This window comes from Mesorhizobium sp. M0140 (assembly GCF_040322475.1).
Taxonomy (GTDB): domain Bacteria; phylum Pseudomonadota; class Alphaproteobacteria; order Rhizobiales; family Rhizobiaceae; genus Mesorhizobium.
In genome coordinates, this window is the sequence record NZ_JAMYTM010000003.1 from 140,112 (window position 1) to 164,961 (window position 24,850).

Consider the following 24,850-nt stretch of genomic DNA (forward strand, 5'->3'; position numbering starts at 1 on the left):
ATCAGGTTTCAGTTCAGGCCCGACGGCGAACCACCTCCGGATTTTTGCGCACAGCGAGGAATTCCTTGACCCGCCGGCCGGGTGCCGGACCGCGCACCGGCTTGAAGCCGTCATCGAGTTCGCCGGAGAGATCGAGCGTCGGTCGCTTGCCGACGGCGTCGTAATTCTCTTCCAGCCAGTCGCTGGCGGCTGTGCGGCCGAGGTCTCTGAGATAGGTCAGGAACGCCCATTCGGCATTGACCTTCGATGACGCCGACAGGTCCTTGAACGCCTCGTCGGCATCGATGCGGTGCATGCGGATGTCACGATATTCGCCATGCGGCAGACGGCCGGCGGCGATCAGTTCCTTGACGAAGGCGATCGAGCGGAATTCTCGCAGCAGCCCGGCGTTGAAGGTGATCTCGTCGATGCGGTTCTGGATCTCGTTGGCGCTCCTTGGCGTTCCCTCCCGCACCACCGGATTGATCTGCACCAGGAGCACATCCTCGGTCGCCGCGGTCTTGAAAAACGGATAGAGCGCCGGGTTGCCGCCATAGCCGCCGTCCCAGTAGGGCACGCCCTTGATCTCGACGGCGCGGAACAATTGCGGCAGACAGGCCGAAGCCATCACCACGTCGAGGTCGATCTCGCCGTCGGAAAAAACGCGCAACTGTCCGGTCTCGACATTGGTCGCCGAGATGAACAGTTCCATCGACTTGCAGGCGCGGACATTGTCGAAATCGATCTCCTGCTCCACCACGTCGCGCAGCGGGTTAAGGCCGAGCGGATTGGCGACGTAGGGCGAGAACACGCGCGACATGGTGTCGAAGAAGACATAGCCAGGCGTATTCTCGATCGACCAGTTGCCCCAGGCGACATCCCACGGCATGCGCTGCACTGGGCTGAACCGGCCCTTGGCCGCCACCGCGCGCCAGAAATCCTCAAGTTTTTGCCGCGCTCCCTCGACACCGCCGCGCACATATCCGTCGGCCAGCGCCACCGCGTTCATGGCGCCGGCGCTGGTGCCGGACACTGCTGATATCTCCAGCCGTCCGTCCTCCAGCAGGCGGTCGAGCACACCCCAGGAAAAGGCCCCGTGCGAGCCGCCGCCCTGAAGTGCGACGTTTATCTTCTTCGTCTCCTCCGCCTTGCCGTTTTTGGTCATGGCGTCGTCCTTAGTTCGTTTTGGGTAGATGAGAAGATTTCGCGCCTCACGCGGCGGTCCAGCCGCCATCTACCGAGAGATGCGTGCCGTTGATCTGCGCTGCCGCGTCCGAGCACAGGAACACCGCCGCTGCCGCGATCTGCTCCACCGTGACGAATTCCTTGGTCGGCTGCTTGTCCAGCATGACCTCACGGATGACGGTCTCGCGGTCCATCTGATGGGCTTTCATCTGATCGGGGATCTGCGCCTCGACCAGCGGCGTCAGCACATAGCCCGGGCAGATGGCGTTGCAGGTGATTTTTTCGCGCGCCAGTTCGAGCGCGACGGTCTTCGTCAATCCCATGATGCCGTGCTTGGCCGAGACATAGGCCGACTTGAACGGCGACGCGACCAGGCCGTGTGCCGAGGCGATGTTGACGATCCGCCCGCCGCCGGCCTTTTTCATCAGCGGAATGGCGGCTGCAATGGTGTGGAATGCCGACGACAGGTTGATGGCGATGATGGCGTCCCATTTCTCGATCGGGAACTCTTCCACCGGCGCGACATGCTGGATGCCGGCATTGTTGACCAGGATATCGACCGAACTGAATGTTTCGGCCGCCTTGGCGACAAGCGCCCGGCATTCCGCCGGTTTCGACATATCGGCCTTGATGTAGGCGGTCTTCACTCCATACTGTTTGGTAATCGCGTCGGCGATGGCGTGGTCGGCCGCCGTGTCGGAGAAGGAATTGACGACGACGTTGCGGCCTTCGGCCGCCAGCGCCTGGGCGATGGCCAGGCCGATGCCAGAGGTAGAGCCTGTGACTACGGCGGTTTTTCTGGCGGCCATGGGCGGAATCCTCTGGTTACGGCAAGAATGCATCTATGTTGCAGTGCAGCATATATGCTCAATACGACGCAATAACAGCGGCCAGATTTGTGGGCGAGATGAAATTTTCGTCATAAGCAGCCACGCGGCCGCTCACCAGGAGGACATGATCGGAGTCTTTAGGGGGTGCCGCCATCACCAGCGAAGCGAAAAAGCCTCAGGCGACGAGATCCGGCACCGGCCCGACATAGCGCGACTGCGGGCGGATCAGCCGCCCGATCGTCTGCTGCTCGCGCGCATGCGCGATCCAGCCGGCGACGCGCCCGGCGGCAAAGACATTGCTGAAGGCTTGTGGCGGAAAGCCCGCCGCCTCCAGCAGCAGCGCGGTGTAGAACTCGACATTGGTCTGCAGCGAGCGCGACGGCTTGGCGATCCGCAGCACGTCGAGCGCTACCTGCTCCACTGTCTCCGCGAAGGCCAGCCGGCGGCCGGTTTCGCCCTCGCCGCCGAGTTGCCGCACGACCGCCTTCAGCACATCAGCGCGCGGATCGCGCACGCGGTAGATGCGATGACCGAAACCCATGATGCGCTCGCCATGCGCGATCTCGTCGCGCAGCCAGCCGGCGGCATCGCCATGCGCCTCGATCGCATCCAGCATCTCGATCACCGGGCCTGGCGCACCGCCATGCAGCGGCCCCTTGAGCGCGCCAAGCCCGGCCAGCACGGACGATGTCAGGCCGGCCAGTGTCGAAGCGACCACGCGGGTGGCGAAGGTCGATGCGTTGAGGCCGTGGTCGCAGACGGTCACCAGATAGGTGTCGAGCCCCTTCGCCAGCGCCGGCGAGGCGACGCTGCCGTTCAGCATCCTCAACATGTCGGCGGCATGATCGGCCCGGCTGTCCGGCGCGATCGGCTCCTCGCCGCGCTGCAGGCGCAGCAGGGCCGGCGTCAGCACGGCGGGCGCTGCGATGAGCAGCAAGGCGTTCGTCGATGTGTCGCCGTCCGGCAGCAGCGCCATGCCGGCGCGCATGGCGCTGTAGACATCGAGCGACGCCAGCCGGGGCAACGAGGGCAATAGTCGCTCGAACACCTCAGCACGTGCCTGGCCCAGCGCACCCGTCAGCTTCGCATCGCCGGGAAGATTGTCGAAGAAGCCGTCGAGCAGTAGGCGCATCACCTGAGCATAGTCCCAGCGGCCGGCCAGCTCGGGCAGCGAATGACCTCGGATCGTCAGACGGCCGCCAAGACCATCCACATCGGAAAGCACGGTTTCCGCCGCCACCACGTCATCGAGCCCATTCGCCATAGCCTGTCTCCTTGAAGCATTTCCAGATCGGAGATAGAGATGGGCAACGTTTCCATCAATCTTGATCAATAGAATCAATATCAGGGTTCGATATGTCCGAGTGGTTGTCCAGGGAAGAAGCGCTGGAGAGGCTTAAGGTGCGGGCGCAGACGCTGTACGCCTATGTCAGCCGTGGGCGCATCGGCATGCGGCCCGACCGCGCCGATCCGCGCCGCAGCCAGTATCGTGCCGACGATATAGAAGCGCTGGCAACGCGGAGGGCGCGCGGACGGAGCCCATCAGCCATCGCTGAAAGCGCCATTGCCTGGGGCGAGCCCTCGATCGCAACGGCGATCTCGACCGTCTCGCACGGTCGGCTCATCTATCGCGGACAGGACGCCGCGGTGCTCTCCGGGCACGCCACACTGGAAGAAGCCGCCGCCGTTCTCTGGGCTCTGCCGGAACCGGTGGCTTTCGAAGCACCATCGCCGGACGCGCCCCATCAAGCCGGCCGGGCCTCGGCTTTTGCGCAACTTGCCGTGCTTGCCGGCCAGGGGCGCCCGTCACTTGGGCGCAGCGCCGCCTCGCTGCATGCCGACGCCGCGCACGCGGTCGGCGTGCTGGCCGCCGCGCTGGGCGCACCGGCGGGACCGGATTCCGTCCATCAGCGGCTGGCACAGGCCTGGTCGGTGGATGCCGGCGGCGCCGATGCGATCCGCCGCGCGCTTGTCCTGCTTGCCGATCATGAGCTGAATGCATCGACCTTCGCCGCGCGCGTCGCAGCCTCCACCGGCGCGCCGCTGGCCGCTTGCCTGCTGGCCGGGCTCGCGACGCTGTCAGGCCCTCGCCATGGCGGCGCCGGCGAGGCGGTGATGCAACTGGCTGAGGATGCGGCGCGGCATGGCGCCGATGCGGCGATTCGGCGCTGGCTCAGCCATGACCGGCCGCTGCCGGGGTTCGGTCATCAGCTCTATCCCGACGGCGACCCCCGAGGGGCAGCGCTTCTGTCGGTGATCGAGGTTGACGGCACACTATCGTCGCTGCGCGACGCTGCCTTTGCGGCGACCGGCGCGCTTCCCAACATCGACTTTGGGCTGGCCGCGCTGACGCGCAGTCTTGGCTTGCCGCGCGATACGCCGTTCCGCCTGTTTGCGCTCGCACGCAGCGTCGGCTGGGCAGCGCACACGGTCGAACAGATTACAAGCCGAAGTGTCATCAGGCCGCGCGGCCGCTATGAGGGCGTGCTGCCGTAAGATCGCAAGAGCGCTAAGCTCAGGACATCGTGTCGAGCTTGCGCTGCATGGCCGCGATCTGGTCCTTCAGTTCCTGAAGATCGTCGGGCTTGTCAGGTGTTTCCTTCCTGGCCGGCTCGGGCGACGGCGCAGCGGCCGGCGCGGTGCCGGCGGGCGGGAACGGCGTGAACAGCCGCATCGCATTCTGGAACATTTCCATGTTGCGGCGTGTCTGTTCCTCCAGCGCCTTGATCGGCGTGGTGATCTTCATCATGTCGAGCGGCGACTTGCCGATCGCCCCCTTCATCTGCTCGCGAAAGCGCTCCTGCTCCTTGGAAAAGGCGAACATCGACTGTTCGAGGAAGCTCGGCACGATCATCTGCATCTGGTCGCCGTAATAAGCGATGAGCTGGCGCAGGAACGGGATCGGCAGCATGTTTTGCCCGTCCTTGTTCTCCAGTTCGAAGATGATCTGGGTCAGCACCGGATGCGTGATGTCGTCGCCGGTCTTGGCGTCCTGGACGGTGAACTCCTCGCCCTTCTTGACCATCTCGGCGAGGTCCTCGAGCGTCACATAGGTGCTGGTGCCGGTGTTGTAGAGGCGGCGATTGGCGTATTTCTTGATGATGATCGGATCGTCTTTAGCGGCCATCTACATCCTCCCGGGGACACCGGCGCGCCTCTGAGCAAGCCGCCGATAACGATTGTGCCTTTTTTTTGAGGATATGCGCAAAAGCTTCACAATTCCAAGCAGTTTGTGCAGTGCGGGATCACTAAATGCTGCATAGCAGGCAAAATATGCTGCGCAGCAATGGACGAATGGGCGCCATGGCAAGGCGCGACCTGCTTGCGGCGCATGGGCGCCCTGCCTATTTCCGGTTTGACTTGGGGTTGGGAAAGGGCAAGAAAAGTCCCTAACGACAGAACGACACCCTTGAAGTCTGGAGAAGAAAATGTCCGCTTCCATCGTCATTGCCAGCGCGGCGCGCACGCCGGTCGGCTCCTTCAACGGCGCCTTTGCCGCCACCCCGGCGCATGAGCTCGGTGCCGTTGTCATCAGGGAATTGCTGTCACGTGCCGGTGTCGAACCAGGCGAGGTCGACGAGGTCATCCTCGGCCAGGTGCTGACCGGCGCGCAAGGCCAGAACCCGGCCCGCCAGGCATCGATCAATGCTGGCTTGCCCAAGGAAACCACAGCCTGGGGCCTCAATCAGGTTTGCGGCTCGGGCCTGCGTGCCATTGCGCTCGGCATGCAGCAGATCGCCACCGGCGATGCCAAGGTCATCGTCGCCGGCGGCCAGGAATCGATGTCGCTTTCGACCCATGCCCAGCACCTGCGCGCCGGCGTCAAGATGGGCGACTTCAAGTTGATCGACACCATGATCAAGGACGGGCTGTGGGATGCCTTCAACGGTTATCACATGGGCAACACCGCCGAAAACGTGGCACGTCAGTTCCAGATCACCCGCGAAGACCAGGATCAGTTTGCGCTGGCTTCGCAGAACAAGGCCGAGGCCGCGCAAAAGGCCGGCAAGTTCAAGGACGAGATCGTCGCCGTCACACTCAAGGGCAAAAAGGGCGACACCATTGTCGACCAGGACGAATACATCCGCCATGGCGCCACGCTCGACGCCATGACCAAGCTGAAGCCGGCCTTCGACAAGGACGGCACGGTGACCGCCGCCAACGCCTCCGGCATCAATGACGGTGCCGCCGGCGCGCTGCTGATGAGCGAGGCGGAAGCGGTGAGGCGCGGCATCACCCCGCTGGCACGCATCGTGTCCTGGGCAACCGCCGGCGTCGATCCGCAGATCATGGGCACCGGCCCGATCCCAGCATCGCGCAAGGCCTTGGAAAAGGCCGGCTGGTCGGTCGGCGATCTCGACCTGGTCGAGGCCAACGAGGCCTTTGCCGCGCAGGCCTGCGCCGTCAACAAGGACATGGGCTGGGACCCCTCGATCGTCAACGTCAATGGCGGCGCCATCGCCATCGGCCACCCGATCGGTGCTTCCGGCGCCCGTGTCTTCAACACGCTAGTCTTCGAGATGCGCCGGCGCGGCGCCAAGAAGGGTCTCGCTACCCTGTGCATCGGCGGCGGCATGGGCGTCGCCATGTGCATCGAAGCACTCTGAAGAACTCACCAACCGGGCGGCGCGAGCCGCCCGTTCTGTATCCAGTGCCTGCCAAGCCCGACAACAGGGCGATATCAAAAAAAGGGGAAATGCATGACCAAGGTAGCAATCGTCACAGGCGGATCGCGCGGCATCGGCGCGGCGATCTCGATCGCATTGAAGACCGTCGGCTATTCGGTTGCCGCGAACTACGCCGGCAATGACGCCGCAGCGGCGAAATTCAAGGCCGAGACCGGCATTCCGGTCTACAAATGGTCGGTCGCCGACTATGATTCCTGCGCCGCCGGCATCAAGCAGGTCGAGGCCGATCTCGGCCCGGTCTCGGTGCTGGTCAACAATGCCGGCATCACCCGCGACGCCATGTTCCACAAGATCACGCGCGAGCAGTGGAAAGAGGTCATCGACACCAACCTGTCAGGCGTCTTCAACATGACGCATCCGCTGTGGAGCGGCATGCGCGACCGCAAGTTCGGCCGCGTCATCACCATCTCGTCGATCAACGGCCAGAAAGGCCAGGCCGGCCAGGTCAACTATTCCGCCGCGAAGGCTGGCGACATCGGTTTCAGCAAAGCCCTCGCTCAAGAGGGAGCCCGCGCGGGCATCACCGTCAACGTCATCTGCCCTGGCTACATCGCCACCGAGATGGTCAAGGCGATCGACGAGAGGGTGCTCAACGACCGCATCATCCCGCAAATCCCCGTCGGTCGCCTCGGCGAACCGGAAGAGATCGCGCGCTGCGTAGTCTTCCTCGCATCCGAAGATGCCGGCTTCATCACCGGCTCGACCATCACGGCCAACGGTGGCCAATACTTCGCCTGACGTGGCGATGTAGGAGATCGACGGGCCGGCACACCGGCCCGTTTCCGGCACGGTCCCTTTGACGTGCTCGCGACCGTAGCTAACCCAATTCGGCACGCGAAGGTTAACAGCCGGCAGCCGCCCTGTGCAAAAGCTCCCTGGCAACCTGTGGATTCTCGGTGGATAAACTGTTCACAACACAAGATATTGGGGTGAACAAATCGGGAAAATTACGCCATCGCCGATTCGTCGCCGATTCGTTCCGGTTATGAGCTGAGCGTTAACGACGACAGCCGGAATCGCCTGCCCAACTGCTTAACGCAGGTTAAGAAAGATCAACAATTTCATAATGTTGGTCGAGCTCGCCAAGCCACCGTGATTGTTTCCAGGCAAAGGTTAACGGCAACGCCCTCTTAGCATCAAACGGGCCAGTTCAGCGATTCAGCATGTGGTGCGACTCGCGGTCGCGAAATCCACATGTAGCCGTGAACAAAAGCTGAATCTGCAGGAGTCACTGATTCGTCGCCGATTCGTTCCAGACTCGTTCTATCCGTTAATCCGCAGCCGGTTGAAAGCTTGACAAAACCACCTTCTGGCCGCCGGCGGAACATTCCGCTTTCGCTTCGCGCCCGAAATCCCTATGTGTCGCCTGTCATACGCGCCATTTGAGGCACGCTCCCGACAACCAGAGGCCAAGAAGCCTTATTTCCAGGTCCCAGAAGCCTTATTCTAGGTTGATGAACATCCAGCCCAAACACACCGAGCCGCTGATCCTGTCGGGCCGCGACGTGACCGCCGTGCTCGGGCCGACCAACACCGGCAAGACCCATCTCGCAATCGAGCGCATGGTGGCGCATGAGAGTGGTATCATCGGCCTGCCGCTCAGGCTGCTGGCGCGCGAGGTCTACGCCCGTGTCTGCGAAAAGGTCGGCGCCCACAAAGTGGCGCTGATCACCGGCGAGGAAAAGATCCAGCCGCCGGGCGCCAGATATTCGGTCTGCACTGTCGAGGCCATGCCGCGCGAGACCGACGCCGCCTTCGTCGCCATCGACGAAGTGCAGCTCGCCGGCGACCTCGAGCGCGGCCACATCTTCACCGACCGCATCCTGCATCTGCGCGGCCGCCAGGAAACGCTGCTGCTCGGTGCAGCCACCATGCACGGCATTCTGCAGCGCCTGCTGAGGGGTGTCTCGGTGGTGACGCGGCCGAGGCTGTCGCATCTTGCCTATGCCGGCTCCAAGAAGCTGACCCGCCTGCCGCGGCGCACGGCGATCGTCGCCTTTTCCGCCGACGAGGTCTACGCCATCGCCGAGCTGATCCGCCGCCAGCAGGGCGGTGCCGCCGTCGTGCTCGGCGCGCTCTCGCCGCGCACCCGCAACGCCCAGGTGGCGCTGTTCCAGTCCGGCGATGTCGACTACCTCATCGCCACCGATGCCATCGGCATGGGTCTCAACCTCGATCTCGACCACGTCGCCTTCGCCCAGAACCGCAAGTTCGACGGCTTTCAGTATCGCAACCTGACCGCGGCCGAGCTCGGCCAGATCGCCGGCCGCGCCGGCCGGCATCTGCGTGACGGTACGTTCGGTGTCACCGGCCAGGTCGACCCGCTGGACGAAGAGCTGATCAAGAAGATCGAAGGCCACGATTTCGATCCGGTGAAGGTGCTGCAGTGGCGCACCGCGCATTTCGACTTTGCCAGCCTCGACGCGCTGAAGCGCTCGATCGAGACCAACGCCCCCGTCGAGGGACTGACGCGGGCATTGCCTGCCGTCGATGCACAGGCGCTCGAGCATCTGTCGCGCGACGAGGACATTCGCGCACTCACCACCAATGCCAAGCGCGTGGCGCTGCTGTGGGAAGCCTGCGCGCTGCCCGACTACCGCAGGATCGCGCCGGCGCAGCATGCCGACCTCATCGCTTCCATTTACACGGACCTCGCACGCTACGGCCATGTCGACGAGAATTACATGGCCGAGCAGGTGCGCCGCGCCGATACCACCGAGGGCGATATCGACACGCTGTCGCATCGCATTGCCCAGATCCGCACCTGGACATTCGTGTCGAACCGGCCCGGCTGGCTGGCCGATCAGGCACACTGGCAGGAAAAGACGCGCGAAATCGAAGACAGATTGTCGGATGCGCTGCATGAGCGGTTGACGAAACGCTTCGTAGACCGCAGGACTTCCGTCCTCATGCGGCGCCTTAGAGAAAATACCATGCCTGAAGCCGAAATTAGTCCTACCGGAACCGTCCTTGTCGAAGGCCATCATGTCGGCGAGCTGCAAGGGTTCCGCTTCACCGCGGACCAGACCGCCGGCGGTGAAGACGCCAAGGCGGTGCGCACCGCCGCCCAGAAGGCGCTGGCCGCCGAGTTCGAGGCCCGGGCCGAACGCTTCGGCGCCTCGGCCAATGGCGACATTGCGCTTGGCTCGGACGGCACGCTGCGCTGGATCGGCGCGCCGATCGGCACGCTGGTATCAGGCGAAGACGCGCTGAAGCCGCGGCTGGTGCTGCTGGCCGACGAACAGCTGACCGGCCCGGCGCGCGACAAGGTCGCCGCGCGTGCAGAGCGATTCGTCAATTTCCAGATCGAGTCGCTGCTGAAGCCGCTGGTCGATCTCAGGAACGCCGACCAGATTTCTGGCATCGGCCGCGGCATCGCCTTCCAGCTGGTCGAGAATTTCGGCCTCATCAACCGCCGCGACATCGCCGAGGAGATGAAGTCGCTCGACCAGGAAGGCCGCGCCGCCCTTCGCCGGCTTGGCGTGCGCTTCGGCGCCTACCATGTCTTCGTGCCGGCGCTGATCAAGCCGGCGCCTGCCGGGCTGGTGACATTGCTGTGGGCGCTGAAGAACGACGGCAAGGACAAGCCGGGCTTTGGCGACGTGGTCCATGCGCTCGCCTCGGGTCGCACCTCGGTGGTGATCGACCCTGCTTTCGACAAGACGTTCTACAAGCTTGCCGGCTACCGCAATCTCGGCCGTCGCGCCGTGCGCATCGACATACTGGAACGGCTGGCGGATCTGATCCGTCCGGCGACCAACTGGAAGCCCGGCCTCGGTCAGCGCCCGGACGGCGCCTATGACGGCCAGTCCTTCATGGTGACGCCGCCGATGATGTCGATCCTCGGCGCCACCGCCGACGACATGGAAGAAATCCTCAAGGGTCTCGGCTATCGTGCCGAGCCGAAGCCGGCCGTCGAGGTCAAGGCGCGGCTCGAAGCACAGGACAATGCCGCGCGCGAAGCGGCGGTGGCGAAGCTTGCGACGGAAGAAGCTGCACGAGTCGAGCAGGCCGAAGCGGCGGAAGCCGCGGCAACGGATGCCGCAGCAGAGGCAGCCGTCGAAGGGTCGGAGCCGGCATCGGACGCAGTGGCCGTTTCGGAAACCGCGGCCGAAATTCCCGCCGAAATCACCTCCGACGCCGCGGCTGAACCTGCTGCGCCTGCCGTGGAAGAACAGGCGGACGCTCCTGTCGAAACCGTGCAAGACGAAGCGTCTGTAGCCGAGGCTGCGCCCGACGTCGCCGAACCGGCGCCGGTTGAACCGCAGGCAGAGACTGAGACTGCCGAGATCGAAGTTGCAGCGGCAGAAGAAGCCGCAACGGCCGAGTTGGTGTCAAATGCCGCGCCGGCAACGGACGCCGCGCCGGACGAACCTGTGGCGGTGACTGAAGCAGCCGCTGGCGAACCCGCTCCGGAAGCCGAAGCGCCAAAACCCATCCTGTTGTGGCGTCAGGGCCGGTTCGAACAGCGTCCGCGCAACCGCGACGACAACCGAAGGAACAATCGCCCACGCAACGGACAAGCGCGCGGTCGAAGCGATGCACCCGTGGATACCGCCGGCGCACCGGCCGTAGCTGCACCCGGAGAACGGCCTGCCCATGAAGGCCGGCGCGATGGAGCCGGCAAGCCGCGCTTCGACCGCTCGAAATTCAAACCCAAGCCGCAGTCCGAAGGCGAACAGCGGCGTGACGGCAGGCCGCAAGGCGAGCGTCCCGACCGCCGTGAGGGCCGTCCCGACTGGAAGGGTGGCAGGCCGGATGCCAAAGGTGGTCCGCAAGGCGGCAAGCCGGCCTTCCAGCCCAAGCCGCGCGAGGAGCGCCCGGTGCGCTTCGACCCGGATTCGCCCTTCGCCAAGCTCGCCGCATTGCGCGACCAGTTGAAGAAGTAGAACCCGGCTCGCTTCGATGGTTGCCGAAGGCCGCCAGCGCATCGACAAATGGCTGTTCTTCTCACGCGCCGTGAAATCGCGCTCGCTGGCGGCAAAACTGGTCGTCGCCGGCCGCGTCCGCATCAATCGCGACAAAGCAGCGCAGGCCTCCGATCAGGTCAAGCCAGGCGACGTCCTGACCATCACGCTCGAGCGCCGCATCTTCATCTGGAAGGTGCTCGGCGCCGGTACGCGGCGCGGCCCGGCCGAGGAGGCCCGTACGCTTTACGAGGACATGTCGCCACCGCCCGCACCGAAGGGCGAAGCCCCTCCCGATGCAATTCCGGGGCTGCGCGAGGCCGGCAGCGGCCGCCCGACCAAGAAGGAACGTCGCCAGACCGACCGATTGCTCGGCGAAGACTGATGCCTGGCGTCCAAAAACACGCAGCGGTTTTGGGACAACGGCACGCCTGAGGCGAGAACTGAGCCCGGCAAACAGACGCTCTGCGGGACATGACTGACTTCCGCCGGGCCTTCAGTCTGGAATTCCATTCCGGAAACACCGGCACCGTCCGCAATGGCTACCCTTGCAAGCGGTCGACAAAGGCGTTACCTGACGGAAAAAGCCCAACAAAATGGGACGTCCCGGAGCCGACCGATGACCTATGTCGTGACCGACAATTGCATCAAATGCAAATACATGGACTGCATCGAAGTCTGTCCGGTCGACTGTTTCTACGAAGGCGAGAACATGCTCGTCATCCATCCCGACGAGTGCATCGACTGCGGCGTTTGCGAGCCGGAATGCCCGGCCGACGCGATCAAGCCTGACACCGAACCCGGCCTCGACAAATGGCTGCAGGTCAACACCGAATACGCCGACAAATGGCCCAACATCACCGCCAAGAAGGAACCGCCGGCCGACGCCAAATCCTTCGACGGCGAGGCCGGCAAGTTCGAGAAATACTTCTCGGCAGAGCCCGGCGAAGGCGATTGACAACACGGCCGCAAAGGCCGGTATTACGCTGGGTAAGAGGCACGTCGCATTAACCGGCTTGACAGGCGGCGCTGGCCTGTGGCCTTCGCTTGTGCAGCAAAACCTTGATTCTTCCGACTTTTTGTGTTACATCAGCGAAACATGCCGGTGACACAACGTCGATTTATGGCGCAGACGCCCCAAATCACTGAAAGGTGAAAATCCCATTCGGACCAGAGCGATCTGGGCCAGGCGGTCGCAATGTCGCGTTTGCCGGTCCGGCTTTTCCGATGGGTTCATCTGTTGTGCGGCTAACGATCGGCTTCCCCGATCGCGCGAGTTCGGACCGGCAGGACGCCGGTGCCACAACAAGGAGTTCAGGGCGTAATGGCAACGATCACCCCGCAGAAGAAGTCCACCGCTGCGCGTCACGGTTTCAAGACCGGCGAGTACATCGTCTACCCGGCGCACGGCGTCGGCCAGATCGTCTCGATCGACGAGCAGGAAGTTGCTGGACACAAGCTGGAACTGTTCGTCATCGACTTTTCGAAGGACAAGATGCGCCTGAAGGTGCCGGTCGCCAAGGCGACCTCCATCGGCATGCGCAAGCTGTCGGAAGAGGATTATGTCGAGCGCGCGCTGAAGGTCGTGCAGGGCCGCGCCCGCGTCAAGCGCACCATGTGGTCGCGCCGTGCCCAGGAATATGATGCGAAGATCAATTCGGGCGACCTGATCTCGATCTCGGAAGTCGTGCGCGACCTCTACCGTGCCGACAACCAGCCGGAGCAGTCCTATTCCGAGCGCCAGCTCTATGAGGCGGCGCTCGACCGCATGGCCCGCGAGATCGCGGCCGTCAACCGCATGTCGGAAACCGAAGCCGTGCGCTTGATCGAGGTCAACCTCAACAAGGGCCCTAAGCGTGGCGCCAAGGCCGACAATGAAGAGGCCGAGCAGGAAGAAGCTGCCTGATCTCGTCACCTCTGAATTGATGAAAAGCCCGGCCAATGAACTGACCCCCGAAAGTTGGACATCAACCTTCGGGGGTTTTCATGTCCAAACACAGCGAGAGTTTGAAGCGCACTGTTGTTGATCGTTATTTGAGTGGTGAAGAGAGCTATGCGAGCGCCGGTGCAGCCGACGGCGTAGATGCTGCAACGGTGCGCAAATGGGTTGCGAGCTATCAAGCGCACGGGGTTGCCGGCCTCGCTCGCAAGCTCAGCCACTATGACGGCGAGTTCAAGCTGTCGGTTCTGCACCGGATGTGGGAGGATGGACTGTCCTGCCGACAGACGGCCGCGCTGTTCAATATCCGCAACGCCGGCTGCCTTCCGGACTGGGAGAGGCGCTACGAAGCCGGTGGGATAGAGGCGCTCGCGCCGCGCCGCAGAGGAAGGCCGCGATCGATGTCAGACCAGCCGTCGCCTGGCGAGCCGCCCGTGGCGCAGAGTGATGAGACCAAGAGCCGCGAAGAGCTGCTTGCGGAACTGAACCATCTGCGCATGGAGAACGCCTACCTAAAAAAACTGGAGGCCTTAACGCAGGGACACGCGCCCAAAAAGCGCAAGCTGTCCAAGCGTTAAGGCTGCTCTATCCGCTCGATGGTCTGCTCAAACTGGCAGGGCTTTCCCGCAGCACGTTCTACTATCGACAGAAGGCGTCCCGCGTCGACCGCCATGCTGGTCTCAAGGAGAAGATCAGAGCCGTCTTCGACAGCCACAAGGGCCGCTACGGTTATCGCCGGGTGGCTGCTGCACTGCGCCGGCTCGGTCATGTCGTCAATCACAAGGCGGTGCAGTGTCGGATGGTGGAGATGGGATTGAAGTCGCTGGTCAGGCCGAAGAAGTATCGCTCCTACAAAGGCGGCATCGGAAGGACGGCTCCCGATCTCATTCAACGCCAGTTCAACGCTGACAGCGCCAACCATAAATGGGTGACCGATGTGACGGAGTTCAACCTGGCGGGCGACAAACTCTATCTCTCACCGGTCATGGACCTTTATAATGGCGAGATCATCGCCTTCGAGACCGCAAGGCGACCACTCTTCAAGCTGGTGGAAAATATGCTCGCCAGAGCGCTGGACCGGCTCGACCAAACCCAACGGCCCATCCTACACTCCGATCAGGGATGGCAGTATCAGACGCCTGCCTACCAGCGCAGGCTCCAGGCACGAGGCATTGCCCAGAGCATGTCACGCAAAGGCAATTGCCTCGACAACGCACCTATCGAGAGCTTCTTCGCAACACTCAAATCCGAGCTCTTCTACCCCAATACCTTCGAGAACGTTCAGAGCCTCAAGGCCAGCATCGAGGATTACATCCACTACTACAATCATGATCGCATCAAACTGAAACTGAAAGGGCTGAGCCCTGTGCAATACAGAACCAGCCCTTAAATCTGCCGCCACCTTAAACTGTCCAACTTTAAGGGGTCAGTTCATCGCGCCGGGTTTTTTGCTTTCTGGAAAATGGTGCTGAATCGAGGGCCGCGCTTACACCTCGCCGCCGCCTTCCTTCTCAGCCTCCTGCTTCAGCGTTGCAATGAACCGCTTCGTCCGTTGCTGCTCCGGATTGTTGAACAGCACCGCGGCCGGCCCTTTCTCGACGACGACGCCGGCATCGAGGAACACCACTTCCCGGGCGATCTTGGAGGCGAGGCGCAGATCATGCGTCGCCATCACCATGGTCGTGCCTTCGCTGGCGAGCTTGCCAAGCACGTCGACCACCTCTTGCGCCAGTTCCGGGTCGAGCGCCGAAGTCGGCTCGTCGCAGAGCAGCACTTTCGGTGAGGGCGCCAACGCGCGGGCGATCGCCACGCGCTGCTGCTGGCCGCCCGACAAGGTCGCTGGCCAAACGTCGGCCTTGTGCGCCATCCCCACCTTCTCCAGCAAAGCCAGCGCCCGCTCGCGTGCCCTCTCAGGCGGCCATCTCAGCACCGTCACCAGCCCTTCCATGACATTCTCGATCGCGGTGCGATGCGGAAACAGTTGAAAATTCTGGAACACCATGCCGGTCTGCAGCCGCAGGCGCTGGATATCCCTGGCCGGAACCCTGCCGCCGGGGTGGAATTCGAGCGTCTCGTCGCCGATCCGCACCGTGCCCGAAGTCGGAATCTCCAGGAGGTTGATGCAGCGCAGCAGGGTGCTCTTCCCCCCGCCCGAAGGTCCGACCAGCGCCGTGACGCTGCCTTCGGCAATGGTGACTGTCACGCCCTTCAACACGAGATTGTCGCCGAAGCGCTTTTCGATGTTGCTGAGGCCGATCATGAGCGTGCCTCCAGGAAGCCGCCATAGCGGTTGAGCCGGATCTCCAGCCGCGTCTGCAAGGCCGACAGCACCGAACTCAGCGCCAGATAAAGGATCGCCGCCTCGACATAGAGGATCAGCGGCTCATAGGTGGTGGCGACGATGCGCTGCGCCGCCTGGAACATCTCCGGCACGGTGATGGCGGCGGCCAGCGACGTGTCCTTGACCAGCGAGATGAAGGTGTTGGAGAGCGGCGGCACCGCGACCCGGCCGGCTTGCGGCAGAATGGTGCGCCGCATCGCCTGGCCCCAGGTCATGCCGATCGAATAGGCGGCTTCCCACTGGCCTTTCGGCACCGAGCCTATTGCCGCGCGAATGATTTCCGACGTGTAGGCGCCGATGTTCAAGGTAAAGCCGATCAGCGCCGCCGTGAAGGCGTCGAGCAGGATCCCGACCGACGGCAGGCCGTAGAAGATGAGGAACAGCTGCACCAGCAGCGGCGTACCGCGGAAGATCCAGACATAGAAGCGCACCAGCGCGACCAGCGGCTTGGGGCCGAACAGCCGGGCGAGTGCAGCACCCAGGCCGACCGTCAAGCCGAGAGCAAAGGACAATAGCGTCAGCGGCACGGTGAAGATCAGCGCCGCCCACAGGAGCGAAGGCAGCGACTCCAGCATCAGTTGCAGCCAGTGCGGCACGTAAGACCCTCCAGATTGGTCGAAGCAGCTTGGTCAAAGCAAGAATGCGTCGGCCATATCACGACAAAAGCGGCGGGCCGTCAAAGACGGCTCGCCGCTCGATGTGTCTCATGGGCCGCGGACCGGCCCGCCTCATGGATTACTTCGAAACGTCTTGGCCGAAATAGGTGTCGGAGATCTTCTTGTAGGTGCCGTCGGCCTTGATGTCGGCCAGCGCCTTGTTGATCGCGGCGACCAGCTCCGGATCGCCCTTGCGCACGATGACGCCGGAATAGTCGGCGTTTTCCTCTTGCGCGGCGATCCTCACATTGGCGTCCGGCTTATGCTTCTTGAAGTCGAGGAACGACAGACTGTCATTGATCGTGGCGTCGGCGCGGCCGGTCAGAAGCAGCTGGATCGACTGGTCGAAGCCATCGGTGCCGACCAGTTCGGCGCCGTTCGTTTCGGCCAGCTTGCCGAAATTCGAGGTCAGCGACTGCGCCGACTTCTTGCCCTTGAGATCGGCGAAGCTCTTGATGTCGGTGTTGTCGCCGCGCACGATCAGCACCGCCTTAGAGGCGATGTAGGGATCGGAGAAGTCGTACTTTGCCTTGCGGGCGTCGGTGATGCCGACCTGATTGATAACGGCATCGTAGCGATTGGCGTCGAGGCCGGCGATCAGTCCATCCCACTTGCCTTCGAGGAACTCGGCCTTGACGCCAAGCTTGTCGGCGATCGCCTTGGCGATTTCGACGTCGAAGCCGACCAGTGCACCGGACGTGTCATGGTAGGTGAACGGCGCATAGGTGCCTTCCGTGCCGACCTTGATGACACCGGCGTGCTTGATCTGGTCGAGATTGGCGCCGGCATGGCCTGCAGTGACAGCCAGGGCCTGCAGCGTTCCGGCGATGATGAGCGACTTGAGCCATTTCATTTTTCTGTGATCCCGTCCTTGGCCGGCTGGCCGGCATATTTGTGAGCGCTGGAAACTGACAGATGCAAGCCGAAAAAATAAGGAACAGAATTTCAAAAACAACCGGTTTATGAAACCTAATTCTCCAAATGGCACTTTCTGCTCGTCATCGCAGCCATCACGAACCGTCCTGGGAATCCTTCAGGCAACACAATCCCGCCGCCACGGTCGCGGAACCTTTCCCGCGCATGGCAGTTCTGGCTGTTGTAGGGCACGACGCCGCCATTTCAACCCGGGCGCCAGCCAAGTTTGCAAAGTCATCCGCACCACCCAGGGAGCGCCTCATGATGGAAGACACGGCAGGACGGATCATGGTCCGCGCGGCAATGAAGGCTCCCTACCTCGAGCGTGACGAAGAGCATCGGCTTGCATTGCTCTGGAAAGAGGACAACGACCAGAACGCGCTGCACAGCATCACCGTCGCCCATATGCGGCTGGTCATTTCCATGGCCTCCAAATTCCGCCATTACGGCCTGCCGCTCGGCGACCTGGTTCAGGAGGGTCATGTCGGACTGCTCGAGGCCGCCGCCCGCTTCGAGCCGGAGCGCGAGGTGCGGTTCTCGACCTATGCGACATGGTGGATTCGCGCCTCGATGCAGGACTATATCCTGCGCAACTGGTCTATCGTGCGTGGTGGCACCAGCTCGGCCCAGAAGGCGCTGTTCTTCAATTTGCGACGCCTGCGCGCGCGGTTGGCGAATGGCACGGAGCCGCTCTCCAACGCCACGCTCTATCGCGAGGTGTCGGAGGCGCTTGGCGTCTCCGAAGCCGATGTGGCGATGATGGATTCGCGGCTCTCGGCGCCCGACTCCTCGCTCAACATGCCTATTGCCGACGATGCGGGTTCGACCGAGCGCATGGATTTCCTGATTTCGGACGATCCGCTGCCCGACGAGATCGTCGGCGACAAGATCGATGTCGCGCGCCGCTCGCTCTGGCTGAGGGAGGCGCTTCGCGCGCTCAACGCACGGGAGCTGAGGATCATCGAGGAACGGCGGCTGAACGACGAGGGCGCCACACTCGAAGCGCTCGGCGAAACGCTCGGCATCTCCAAGGAACGCGTCCGCCAGATCGAGGCCCGCGCCATGGAAAAGCTCAAGGTCGCATTGGTGAAGCAGAATCCGGAGTTCATGGCGACTGCCGCCTGAACGGCAGGCGTCCAGCGGCGCCTACTTGTCGGTGACGATCTTGACCTTGTCGCCGGCCGAAACCGCGGCACCGGGCGACAGCGCATTGAGGACGCGGAACAGGTCGAGCTTGCGGTCGACGCCGACCATCTGCGCCGAAAGCGAACCCATCGTCTGCCCAGGCTGGACGGTGACGACGCGGATGTGCAGCGGCTTCAGCGCCGCCTTTTCGGCAGCGCTCAAAATCCGGAACGAGCCGCTGACCGAGCGGGCGATCGTATCCAGCGACGTGCTGGCGGAAGGGGCAGCGGTCAGCAGCCGGTAGACCTGGCCGCCGGCGCGGATCACCGCAATGTCGAACTGCCACCCTTCGGCGACGGCATGCGCGGTCGCCGCCTCATTGCCGTTGATGGTTTCCTGCTTGACGCTGCTGTCGACAAGACCAGCCACCCAGCCGCTGCGGATATAGTCCGTCAGCGCCCGGTTCTTGTCGATGGAGACGCCATCGAAACGGATCGCTATGTCGCCGGGGCCGGTGGCCGTCACCGCTGCCGCCGAATTGTCGATGATGAAGCCGTCCGGCACCGTGAACGACACGCCAAGGCCCGGATGCAGGAAGGTTTCGCCGCGCACATAGCCTTCCTCGGGCGTGTCGCCATAGAGCAGGCCGTCTATGCCGGCGAGGAAGGAATCGCGGTCGCGCGTGCCGACGCCCGGCGCGCCGAACTGGCGGGCATGGCGCTGCGCCAGATCGATGCGCTGCGGCGTGTTGGGGTGCGTGGCCAGGAAGTCCAGGCTGGCGTCGGTGGCGCCACTGATCGAGCGGAAATCGGTATAGGCCGACATCGACTGCAGGAAGCGGCCGGCGGCGAAAGGATCGTAGCCGGCCTCGCCGATCGACTTGATGCCGATGGCGTCGGCTTCCAGCTCCTGGTTGCGCGAAAATTGCGCCAGCCTCAGCTTGCCGCGGATCAGCGCCGCCTTGGCGGTCGGGCTGTCGCCGAGCACGTCGGAAACCACCTTGGTCGCCAGGCCTTCCTCGGCCTCCAGTTGCTGGCGCTGCAGGCCGTGATTGGCGGTAACGTGGCCCATCTCATGCGCGATGACGGCGGCAAGCTCGGCCGAATCATTGGCCAGCGCCAGCAGGCCGCGGGTGATGTACAGATAGCCGCCCGGCAGCGCGAAGGCGTTGACGTTGGGCGAATTCAAAATGGTGATGCGATAGGTCTGTGTCGGGTTGGCGGACACCACCGTCAAACTACCGACCACCTTGGCGACCATGCGCTCGAGCTTGGGGTCGGAATATTCACCGCCATAAGTCGCCAGGATGCGCGGGTGCTGCGCCTTGGCCAATGCGGCGAGCTTGTTGTTGGCGCCGACATTGTCCACCGTGATCGGCTTGTCGGAAGGCTGGAAGCCGGATTCCTGAACTTCCGGTGGCGTGAACATCTGGCAGCTTGCCAACGCCACGGCAAAACCGGCCAGCGCGAGAAAACGCGCCAGCGGTTTCATTCCCAATGTGTTAGCGCCGATCGCCAGAACGGCTTCCTTTCGGGTCCCGGCGCATGACCACGAAAATCGGGGGCGATCTTCGGAATGTGTCATGCGCTATCTCAAACTGCTGCAGCATCCGTTGCCCGTCCCTTAGGGCGGGCGGCGGATACTGCAGGCAAATCACGGCCTGTGCCGGACCGGTAGGGCGACCTAGCCACACTCCCCCGGTCATGGCAAGCAAACGCCACATCGCCTGGAGCCGGTTTGACCGTAAATTATGTCCGCTTCCGGGCAACATCGCGTGATGTGGAATATCCAGCACCCGCGCCGATATAGCGTCGGAACGCCTCCGGACCAGCCCCGGTGAAGAAATCATCAGCCTTGCCGGTTGCGGCCACCAACCCATTGTCGACAAACACCATGTGCTCGCCGATGCGGCGTGCATCCTCGGGCTGGTGGGTGACAAATAGCACCGTCATGGCGCGTTCGGCATGAACGGCAGCAACCAGATCCAGCATCTCGTCGCGCAAAGCGGGTCCGAGCGAAGCGAAGGGCTCGTCGAGCAGCAACACCGGTCGGTCGCGCACCAGCACGCGGGCCAGTGCGACGCGCTGGCGTTCGCCCCCGGAGAGCTCGCGCGGCAGGCGTTTCTCCTTGCCCGCGAGACCGGTGCGCGCAAGCGCCTCGGCGACCGCGGCGCGGTCCGCCTCGGTCAGTCCCAGGGAGGGCGAGCGGCCGAGCCCGACATTCTGCTCAACGGAAAGATGCGCGAAGAGATTGTTCTCCTGGAACACCATCGACACCGGCCGCGCCGAGGCCGGCTCGGCGCTGACATCGGCCCCGCCGATCAGCACGCGGCCCGATTGTGGGGTCTCGAAGCCGGCGACCAGATTGAGCAGCGTCGACTTGCCCGAACCGCTCGGACCCATGATGGCGGTGATCTTCGCCGTGGCGAACTCGACGTCGAAGACAAGTGGCGCATCGCCATAGCTGCCATAACTGAACGACACATTGTCCAGCCGCACCGGCGCGCCCTTTTCGAGCCTGTTGGCCGCCCTCTCACGCATCGCGGACCTTCTCCCTTCCCAGCCAGTGCGCCGCCACGATCAACGCGAGACAGACGAGGCCGAGCAGCAGTGCCAGGCCGGCGGCATCCTCGGTGCGGTAGCTGCCCATCCGTGCCAGAAGAAGGTAGGGCAATGTCTGCACGGAATCACTGCCGAACAGGGCAATGACACCGAGATCGCCGAGCGACAGCGCCATGGCGAAAGCGAAGGCCGTGGCGAGCGGTCGCCGCAGCGACGGCCAGTCGACCAGCATCAGCCGGTTCCAGCCCGCAATGCCGAGCAGTGCGCAGAGCCGTTCGTGACGCTCGCTCGCCGCATCATAGGCGGGACGCACGGCGCGCAGGGCGAACGGCATCGCCATCACCGCATTGACGGTGACGACCATGACCGGGGCGATGGCAAAGACATCGCCGGCATGGCGCAGCAACAGGAACCAGCCGGCGCCGACGACGGTCGGCGGCACGACAAGGACAAAACCGGCGCCTGTATCGGTGGCGCGTTCGAGCAGTGTCTTTGCGCCGGCACGGCGGTTCAGCGCCAGTGCCCGCCGCGCCATGGTCAGCGCCAGCGACAGCATCACCGAAAGCAGCGCCGACAGGAAGGCGAGCGCCGCGCTGGTCAGCGTTGCCTGCCGGACAGTGGCCTCGCTGGCCAAACGGCCGAGGTCCGCACCCAACCCGGCCACCACGGTTGCCGCCATCGGCCCAACGACGAACAGCAGCGCCAGGATGATGACTAGCGCGTTCAACCAGGTCTCGCTCCGATTGACCGAGAGATAGCGGCGTTGCGCGACCGGCAAATTGGTGTCGCCGACCACATTGGCGCCCAGGCGCGTCAGGGCCAGCACAACGATAAAGGTCAAGGCGATCTGCAACAGCGTCAGTGTAACGGCCCGCGCGGGATCGAAATCGAAGCGCAGCGCCTGGTAGATGCCGACCTCAAGCGTCGTCGCGGCCGGCCCGCCGCCGAGCGTCAGCACGATGGTGAAGGATGTGATGCAGAGCATGAACACCAGCCCGGCGACGCCGGGCAGTGCGGCGCGCAGCGTTGGCCATTCGATCAGCCGGAACGCCGGCCGCGCCGCCATGCCGAGCTGGCTCCCCAACCGCCATTGGTCGGCCGGTATGGTCTGCAGCGCCTCGAGGAACAGCCGCGTCGCCAGCGGCAGGTTGAAGAAGACATGGGCGACGAGGATGCCGGACAGGCCATAGATGCCCGGCCAGCTTCCCCCGCCCATCACAGCAAACACGCCGGCGAAATAGCCGGCACGGCCATAAAGCGCCAGAATGCCGAGCGCTGCGACAATAGCCGGCAGCGCCAACGGCACGGCGAATATCTGCAGGATGAAGGCGCGACCGAAGAAACGTGGATGTCGCGACAGAGCGCGCGCCACGAACAGCGCCGGGATGACCGAAAGCAGCGTCGAGAGAGCCGCTTGCCAGAGCGTGAAGCGAATGACGCGAAGCAGATAGGGATCGAAGGCTGCCCAGGCGCCCGAGAAATCATGGGCGCCCTCGAAAAGCAGGCCAGCAAACGCGCCGCCGATCAGCAGCGCGATTGCGGCGAGCGCGAGGGTGCCAGCAGTGATGCGGGGGTCAGACGCGCGTTGCACGCTGGACCACCATTCTTTCCATCGCGGCAATTACAAAGGATTGCGTTCCTTGGCGCCCCCCTCTGTCCTGCCGGACATCTCCCCCTCCAGGGGGGAGATCGGCCGCCACCCATGCTTCCGCTAGTCTCCAACGTTGCCGGACTATAACCAGCAACGACGCTGCCAATCTCCCCCCTTGAGGGGGAGATTGCCGGCAGGCCAGAGGGGGGTGGAGTGGCGCGAACATCAAAAGAACTCGCAAGCCTACTTGCTCATCACCGCCAGCCACTCATCGACCCAGGCCTTGCGGTTGGCGGCGACCTCGTCGGGGCTGAACAGCAAGGTCTTGGTCGGCTTGACCAATTTGTCGAAGGCCGGATTGAGCGGCTTGTCGGTCTTGCCGGCCGGGAACATCCAGTTGGTCTCGGGGATGGCATCCTGGAATTTCGGCCCGGTCATGAAGGCGATGAACTTGGCCGCCAGCGGGTTCTTGGCCCCCGCCGTGGTGATACCCGCGACTTCTATCTGCAAATACTCGCCCTCCTCGAACGACGCTGCCTGATAGCGCTCTGTCTTCTCGGCGACCATGTGGTAGGCCGGCGACGTCGTGTAGGACAGCACCATCGGCGCCTCGCCCTTGGTGAACAGCCCATAGGCCTCGCTCCAGCCCGGCGTCACGGTCAGCACTTTCGCCTTGAGCTTGGCCCAGGCCTCGGGCGCCTTGTCGCCATAGACCGACTTGACCCACAGAAGCAGACCGAGGCCCGGCGTGGAGGTGCGCGGATCCTGGATGACGATCTTGTCATCGGCACTGCCCTCGACCAGTTCTTTCAGGCTTTTCGGCGGGTTCTTCAGCTTCTCGGAGTCGTAGACGACGGCGAAATATCCGTAGTCAAAGGGGACAAAAGTATCGTCGCTCCAGCCACCCGGCACGTTGACATCAGTTACGCCGCCATGCGGCGCGAACAAGCCTGACGCCTTGGCATCGGCGGTGAGATTGGTGTCGAGGCCAAGCACGATATCGGCCTTGGTCGACGCGCCTTCCAATCTGACGCGGTTGAGCAGCGCGACGCCGTCGGCGACCGAGACGAACTCGACATCGCAGCCGCATTCGGCCTCGAACTCCTTCTTCACCACGGGACCCGGACCCCAGTCGGCGGTAAAGCTCTCATAGGTGTAGACGGTGAGTTTGTCCTTGGCCAAGGCCGGTCCGGACAGGACCACGGCCATTGCTGAGACTAGAGCGTATAAATGCGTGCGCATCGGCGCCTCCTTCGTTCGAATTGAAAGGAATTGAGGCGTCGGACTGTCCGAAACGTCTAATCCCTCCGCCGGTACAAACCGGATCAGGTTCAGCGGGTTGGCGAGACTGCCTCTCAGCCGGTCCGCGAAGATCGCGTCCGGCACCCCGTTAGAGCGTTTCGACACATAGGCCGGGCCGATCCCCCATGCAAGTGGGAGTTTGCCGCCTTCCGTTTCCCGTGCCGGGCTGGTAAGGGCCACACGATATGAGCACATTCACCATCCTGCTTGGCGGCGATCTCATCCGCACGCCACGGCTCGACCGCCAGGCCGAAGGCTCCCGCGTCATCGCCGCCGACGCCGGCATCGGGCATGCGCGGCTGCTGGGTCTCGTGCCCGAACTGTGGGTGGGCGATTTCGATTCCGTGCCAGCCAAGCTGCCTGACGATCTCGCTTCCGTGCCGCGCCGGACCTTCCCGGCGGAAAAGGACCAGACCGATGGCGAACTGGCCATTGCCGCCGCACTCGAGCGCGGCGCGACCCGCCTGGTGCTCGCCGGTGCTTTCGGCGGCAAGCGCGCCGACCACGCTTTCCTGCATCTGGCGCTTGCCCTCCGGCTGGCCGAGGCCGGGACTGATGTGCTCCTGACCAGCGGCGCCCAGGAGGGCATTCCCCTGCTGCGCGGAACGGCCGGCTTCGACTATGCCGATGGCACGCTGTTTTCGGTGCTCGGCTTTTCCGAGCTCGCCGGCCTGACCGTCACCGGCGCCAAATGGCCGCTGAACCACGTCAAGGTGGCGTTCGGTTCGTCGCTGACCATCTCCAACGAGGTCAAGGGCCGCCTCGAAATCGCACTGGACCATGGCCGCGCGATGCTGCTCGCTCATCCCTATCCCTTACCTGAAAGCTGAC

The 24,850-nt window shown here is 63.6% G+C and carries 21 protein-coding genes and 1 riboswitch; of the genes, 10 read left to right on the forward strand and 11 right to left on the reverse strand.

Translation table 11 applies throughout. From position 1 onward, the window contains the following. Positions 1–13: 13 nt before the first annotated feature. From NKJ37_RS04410 to NKJ37_RS04420, 3 genes are all read right to left on the reverse strand, one after another. Complete coding sequence (locus NKJ37_RS04410) at positions 14–1,144, reverse strand: patatin-like phospholipase family protein (RefSeq protein WP_128305526.1); 1,131 nt, start codon at positions 1,142–1,144, stop codon at positions 14–16. Between the two features lie 46 nt (positions 1,145–1,190). Further along, entirely contained in the window at positions 1,191–1,973 is a 783-nt protein-coding gene (locus tag NKJ37_RS04415; protein WP_502901975.1) for a 3-hydroxybutyrate dehydrogenase, read from the reverse strand. 196 nt (positions 1,974–2,169) lie between these two features. Next, a complete protein-coding gene (locus NKJ37_RS04420; RefSeq protein WP_352772895.1) occupies positions 2,170–3,258 on the reverse strand; it encodes a citrate synthase/methylcitrate synthase in 1,089 nt (362 codons plus the stop codon). A gap of 92 nt (positions 3,259–3,350) precedes the next feature. On the opposite strand from NKJ37_RS04420, the gene NKJ37_RS04425 reads away from it, so the two are divergent. Further along, positions 3,351–4,490 carry a citrate/2-methylcitrate synthase gene (locus NKJ37_RS04425; protein WP_352772898.1) on the forward strand — a complete coding sequence of 380 codons (1,140 nt, stop codon included), beginning with the start codon at positions 3,351–3,353 and terminating at the stop codon, positions 4,488–4,490. A gap of 19 nt (positions 4,491–4,509) precedes the next feature. On the opposite strand, the gene phaR is transcribed toward NKJ37_RS04425, so the two are convergent. Beyond that, positions 4,510–5,121, reverse strand: coding sequence for a polyhydroxyalkanoate synthesis repressor PhaR (gene phaR, locus NKJ37_RS04430; RefSeq protein ID WP_352772901.1), 612 nt, complete (start codon positions 5,119–5,121; stop codon positions 4,510–4,512). 301 nt (positions 5,122–5,422) lie between these two features. Here phaR and NKJ37_RS04435 point away from each other — a divergent pair, with 301 nt between their 5' ends. The 7 genes from NKJ37_RS04435 to NKJ37_RS04465 all read left to right on the forward strand — a co-directional run bounded on the left by NKJ37_RS04435 (position 5,423) and on the right by NKJ37_RS04465 (position 14,918). Continuing rightward, a complete protein-coding gene (locus NKJ37_RS04435) occupies positions 5,423–6,601 on the forward strand; it encodes an acetyl-CoA C-acetyltransferase (protein ID WP_352772904.1) in 1,179 nt (392 codons plus the stop codon). 93 nt (positions 6,602–6,694) lie between these two features. Beyond that, complete coding sequence (phbB, locus tag NKJ37_RS04440; protein WP_023814310.1) at positions 6,695–7,420, forward strand: acetoacetyl-CoA reductase; 726 nt, start codon at positions 6,695–6,697, stop codon at positions 7,418–7,420. Between the two features lie 716 nt (positions 7,421–8,136). Continuing rightward, entirely contained in the window at positions 8,137–11,571 is a 3,435-nt protein-coding gene (locus NKJ37_RS04445) for a helicase-related protein (protein ID WP_352772907.1), read from the forward strand. 16 nt (positions 11,572–11,587) lie between these two features. Continuing rightward, entirely contained in the window at positions 11,588–11,974 is a 387-nt protein-coding gene (locus tag NKJ37_RS04450; RefSeq protein WP_127297242.1) for an RNA-binding S4 domain-containing protein, read from the forward strand. A gap of 234 nt (positions 11,975–12,208) precedes the next feature. Beyond that, positions 12,209–12,547, forward strand: coding sequence for a ferredoxin FdxA (gene fdxA, locus NKJ37_RS04455; RefSeq protein ID WP_023699302.1), 339 nt, complete (start codon positions 12,209–12,211; stop codon positions 12,545–12,547). A 366-nt stretch (positions 12,548–12,913) separates the two neighbouring features. Further along, on the forward strand, positions 12,914–13,495 hold the full coding sequence (locus tag NKJ37_RS04460; protein ID WP_013529179.1) for a CarD family transcriptional regulator: 582 nt from the start codon (positions 12,914–12,916) through the stop codon (positions 13,493–13,495). 80 nt (positions 13,496–13,575) lie between these two features. Beyond that, a protein-coding gene (locus NKJ37_RS04465) for an IS3 family transposase (protein ID WP_502901976.1) occupies positions 13,576–14,918 on the forward strand; the annotation gives its coding sequence in 2 pieces (ribosomal slippage) (positions 13,576–14,061 and positions 14,064–14,918; 1,341 coding nt in all). Between the two features lie 96 nt (positions 14,919–15,014). On the opposite strand, the gene NKJ37_RS04470 is transcribed toward NKJ37_RS04465, so the two are convergent. The 3 genes from NKJ37_RS04470 to NKJ37_RS04480 all read right to left on the reverse strand — a co-directional run bounded on the left by NKJ37_RS04470 (position 15,015) and on the right by NKJ37_RS04480 (position 17,378). Further along, positions 15,015–15,788, reverse strand: coding sequence for an amino acid ABC transporter ATP-binding protein (locus NKJ37_RS04470; protein WP_352772910.1), 774 nt, complete (start codon positions 15,786–15,788; stop codon positions 15,015–15,017). After that, the gene (locus tag NKJ37_RS04475; protein ID WP_031213968.1) at positions 15,785–16,465 is read right to left on the reverse strand and encodes an amino acid ABC transporter permease; all 681 of its coding nucleotides are present in this window, start codon (positions 16,463–16,465) and stop codon (positions 15,785–15,787) included. Before NKJ37_RS04475 ends, NKJ37_RS04470 begins: the two co-directional genes overlap by 4 nt. Before the next feature lie 139 nt (positions 16,466–16,604). Beyond that, positions 16,605–17,378: an amino acid ABC transporter substrate-binding protein gene (locus NKJ37_RS04480; RefSeq protein ID WP_128305517.1), complete on the reverse strand. Its 774-nt coding sequence runs from the start codon at positions 17,376–17,378 to the stop codon at positions 16,605–16,607. Between the two features lie 323 nt (positions 17,379–17,701). Here NKJ37_RS04480 and NKJ37_RS04485 point away from each other — a divergent pair, with 323 nt between their 5' ends. Beyond that, positions 17,702–18,565 (forward strand): RNA polymerase factor sigma-32, encoded by an 864-nt coding sequence (locus NKJ37_RS04485; protein WP_023814301.1) that lies wholly within the window; start codon positions 17,702–17,704, stop codon positions 18,563–18,565. A 21-nt stretch (positions 18,566–18,586) separates the two neighbouring features. Here the strand turns inward: NKJ37_RS04485 and NKJ37_RS04490 are convergent, their stop codons facing one another. The 4 genes from NKJ37_RS04490 to thiB all read right to left on the reverse strand — a co-directional run bounded on the left by NKJ37_RS04490 (position 18,587) and on the right by thiB (position 23,959). Next, positions 18,587–20,056 carry a M48 family metalloprotease gene (locus tag NKJ37_RS04490; RefSeq protein WP_352773072.1) on the reverse strand — a complete coding sequence of 490 codons (1,470 nt, stop codon included), beginning with the start codon at positions 20,054–20,056 and terminating at the stop codon, positions 18,587–18,589. 257 nt (positions 20,057–20,313) lie between these two features. Then, positions 20,314–21,105, reverse strand: a complete 792-nt coding sequence (gene thiQ / locus NKJ37_RS04495) for a thiamine ABC transporter ATP-binding protein (RefSeq protein ID WP_352772913.1) — start codon at positions 21,103–21,105, stop codon at positions 20,314–20,316. After that, positions 21,098–22,717, reverse strand: a complete 1,620-nt coding sequence (gene thiP, locus NKJ37_RS04500; RefSeq protein WP_352772916.1) for a thiamine/thiamine pyrophosphate ABC transporter permease — start codon at positions 22,715–22,717, stop codon at positions 21,098–21,100. The genes thiQ and thiP overlap by 8 nt, the downstream gene beginning before the upstream one ends. A 243-nt stretch (positions 22,718–22,960) precedes the next feature. Then, on the reverse strand, positions 22,961–23,959 hold the full coding sequence (gene thiB / locus NKJ37_RS04505; protein WP_127297428.1) for a thiamine ABC transporter substrate binding subunit: 999 nt from the start codon (positions 23,957–23,959) through the stop codon (positions 22,961–22,963). A 43-nt stretch (positions 23,960–24,002) separates the two neighbouring features. Beyond that, positions 24,003–24,117, reverse strand: a riboswitch (TPP riboswitch). Between the two features lie 87 nt (positions 24,118–24,204). Between thiB and NKJ37_RS04510 the strand changes: the two genes are divergently transcribed. Then, a complete protein-coding gene (locus tag NKJ37_RS04510) occupies positions 24,205–24,849 on the forward strand; it encodes a thiamine diphosphokinase (RefSeq protein ID WP_127297429.1) in 645 nt (214 codons plus the stop codon). The last annotated feature ends 1 nt before the right edge of the window (position 24,850 follow it).